2 rRNA genes are annotated in these 3397 nt (G+C 47.2%); both read right to left on the bottom strand.

Annotation, left to right across the window (positions count from 1 at the left end):
* Window positions 1–7 precede the first annotated feature (7 nt).
* Window positions 8–123, bottom strand: a 5S ribosomal RNA gene (rrf, locus tag EV693_RS09405).
* 152 nt (window positions 124–275) lie between these two features.
* Window positions 276–3174: ribosomal RNA gene (locus tag EV693_RS09400) — 23S ribosomal RNA — on the bottom strand.
* Window positions 3175–3397: the final 223 nt, after the last annotated feature.

The raw sequence follows: 3397 nt of genomic DNA, 5'->3' as shown, positions 1-3397 counted from the left end.
AATAAAGCTCTGGCGATGACCTACTCTCACATGGGGAGCCCCCACACTACCATCGGCGTTACTGCGTTTTACTTCTGAGTTCGGAATGGATTCAGGTAGAGCCACAGCACTATTGTCGCCAGAAAAATCTGTTTTGTTTTCGTTGTTTTCTATTCTTGTTGTTTTCTGTTTTCGTTCTTTTCTGTTACTTTTATTCGAAACAAGCTGATTATTGAGTGCTTTTTCTGAGTATTACCTAGTCTCTACTCGCTCTATCAAAAATACTTGAGCGTTGTATAGTTAAGCCTCTCGGGCAATTAGTATGTGTTAGCTCAATGTATCACTACACTTACACACCACACCTATCTACGTCGTAGTCTCCAACAACCCTTACAGTCTTATAGACTGGGAGAACTCATCTTAAGGCAAGTTTCGTGCTTAGATGCTTTCAGCACTTATCTCTTCCGCATGTAGCTACCCAGCAATGCCTCTGGCGAGACAACTGGCACACCAGTGATGCGTCCACTCCGGTCCTCTCGTACTAGGAGCAGCCCCTCTCAATTCTCCAACGCCCACGGCAGATAGGGACCGAACTGTCTCACGACGTTCTAAACCCAGCTCGCGTACCACTTTAAATGGCGAACAGCCATACCCTTGGGACCTACTTCAGCCCCAGGATGTGATGAGCCGACATCGAGGTGCCAAACACCGCCGTCGATATGAACTCTTGGGCGGTATCAGCCTGTTATCCCCGGAGTACCTTTTATCCGTTGAGCGATGGCCCTTCCATTCAGAACCACCGGATCACTATGACCTGCTTTCGCACCTGCTCGACATGTTGGTCTCGCAGTTAAGCTTGCTTCTACCATTGCACTAACCTGACGATGTCCGACCGTCATTAGCAAACCTTCGTGCTCCTCCGTTACTCTTTGGGAGGAGACCGCCCCAGTCAAACTACCCACCAGACACTGTCCGAGACCCTGTTTCAGGGTCTTCGTTAGAACATCAAACGTTAAAGGGTGGTATTTCAAGGTTGGCTCCATAAGGACTGGCGTCCCTACTTCAAAGCCTCCCACCTATCCTACACATCAAAATTCAATATTCAGTGTCAAGCTATAGTAAAGGTTCACGGGGTCTTTCCGTCTAGCCGCGGGTACACCGCATCTTCACGGCGATTTCAATTTCACTGAGTCTCGGGTGGAGACAGCCTGGCCATCATTATGCCATTCGTGCAGGTCGGAACTTACCCGACAAGGAATTTCGCTACCTTAGGACCGTTATAGTTACGGCCGCCGTTTACTGGGGCTTCGATCAGGAGCTTCTCTTGCGATAACACCATCAATTAACCTTCCAGCACCGGGCAGGCATCACACCCTATACGTCCACTTACGTGTTTGCAGAGTGCTGTGTTTTTAATAAACAGTTGCAGCCAGCTGGTATCTTCGACCGGTTCAACCTTCACTCGCGAGGAGTTACAATTTAATCCGGCGCACCTTCTCCCGAAGTTACGGTGCTATTTTGCCTAGTTCCTTCACCCGAGTTCTCTCAAGCGCCTGAGTATTCTCTACCTGACCACCTGTGTCGGTTTTCAGTACGGTTTATAATAGACTGAAGCTTAGTGGCTTTTCCTGGAAGCGTGGTATCAGTTACTTCCTCTCCGTAGAGAGTCGTCATCACTTCTCGGTGTTAAGGTAAACCGGATTTGCCTAGTTTACCCACCTACTGGCTTAAACAGACATCCAACAGTCTGCTAACCTAACCTTCTCCGTCCCCACATCGCATCTATTACAAGTACGGGAATATTAACCCGTTTCCCATCGACTACGCTTTTCAGCCTCGCCTTAGGGGCCGACTCACCCTGCCCCGATTAACGTTGGACAGGAACCCTTGGTCTTCCGGCGAACGGGTTTTTCACCCGTTTTATCGTTACTTATGTCAGCATTCGCACTCGTGATACGTCCAGCGAACCTCTCAGTTCACCTTCATCCGCTTACACGACGCTCCCCTACCCAACAGTATTACTACTGATGCCGCAGCTTCGGTGACTAGTTTTAGCCCCGTTACATCTTCCGCGCAGGCCGACTCGACTAGTGAGCTATTACGCTTTCTTTAAATGATGGCTGCTTCTAAGCCAACATCCTAGCTGTCTAAGCCTTCCCACTTCGTTTCCCACTTAACTAGTACTTGGGGACCTTAGCTGGCGGTCTGGGTTGTTTCCCTCTTCACGATGGACGTTAGCACCCACCGTGTGTCTCCTGAGTATCACTCTTCGGTATTCGCAGTTTGCATCGGGTTGGTAATCCGGGATGGACCCCTAGCCGAAACAGTGCTCTACCCCCGAAGGTGTCCGCTCAAGGCTCTACCTAAATAGATTTCGGGGAGAACCAGCTATCTCCCGGTTTGATTGGCCTTTCACCCCCAGCCACAGGTCATCCGCTAATTTTTCAACATTAGTCGGTTCGGTCCTCCAATTAGTGTTACCCAATCTTCAACCTGCCCATGGCTAGATCACCGGGTTTCGGGTCTATACCTTGCAACTATTCGCCCAGTTAAGACTCGGTTTCCCTACGGCTCCCTTATTCAGTTAACCTTGCTACAAAATATAAGTCGCTGACCCATTATACAAAAGGTACGCAGTCACAAGAAGTATCTTGCTCCCACTGCTTGTACGCACAAGGTTTCAGGTTCTATTTCACTCCCCTCACTGGGGTTCTTTTCGCCTTTCCTTCACAGTACTGGTTCACTATCGGTCAATCAGGAGTATTTAGCCTTGGAGGATGGTCCCCCCATCTTCAAACAGGATTTCTCGTGTCCCGCTCTACTTTTTGTTAGCTTAGTACCACTATAATGTTTTAAGATACGGGATTATCACCCTCTATGATTGAGTATCCCAACTCATTCTCCTAACAATATAGCTATCACTTACTGGCTCTTCCGCTTTCGCTCGCCGCTACTGACAGAATCTCGGTTGATTTCTTTTCCTCGGGGTACTTAGATGTTTCAGTTCTCCCGGTTTGCCTCAACAAGCTATGTATTCACTTATTGATAGTAGATTCTTCATCTACTGGGTTTCCCCATTCGGATATCTTGGGTTAAACGCTTCTTATCAACTCACCCAAGCTTTTCGCAGATTAGCACGTCCTTCTTCGCCTCTGATTGCCAAGGCATCCACCTTGTGCGCTTAGTCACTTAACTATACAACCTCAAGTATTCTTCACACCTCTCATACTTATTCTTGACATCATTCAATACAATGAATATCTATTAAGAATATATATTAGGAATATTTATTAATACTCTATGCTGTATACGACCACTTGACTGCTTTTGTTCAGTCAAGATTTTCATACTCAGACTTTAAACTTTAAAGTCTCGTTTCTTTCAGCTTGTTTCCTATTTTTTAAAGAACATTAAGACA

The sequence above is a fragment of the Nicoletella semolina genome (genome assembly GCF_004345745.1).
In the GTDB taxonomy this organism is placed as follows: Bacteria; Pseudomonadota; Gammaproteobacteria; order Enterobacterales; family Pasteurellaceae; genus Nicoletella; species Nicoletella semolina.
The sequence above is the reverse complement of the archived record's forward strand: the minus strand, read 5'-3'. Positions and strand labels throughout refer to the sequence as shown.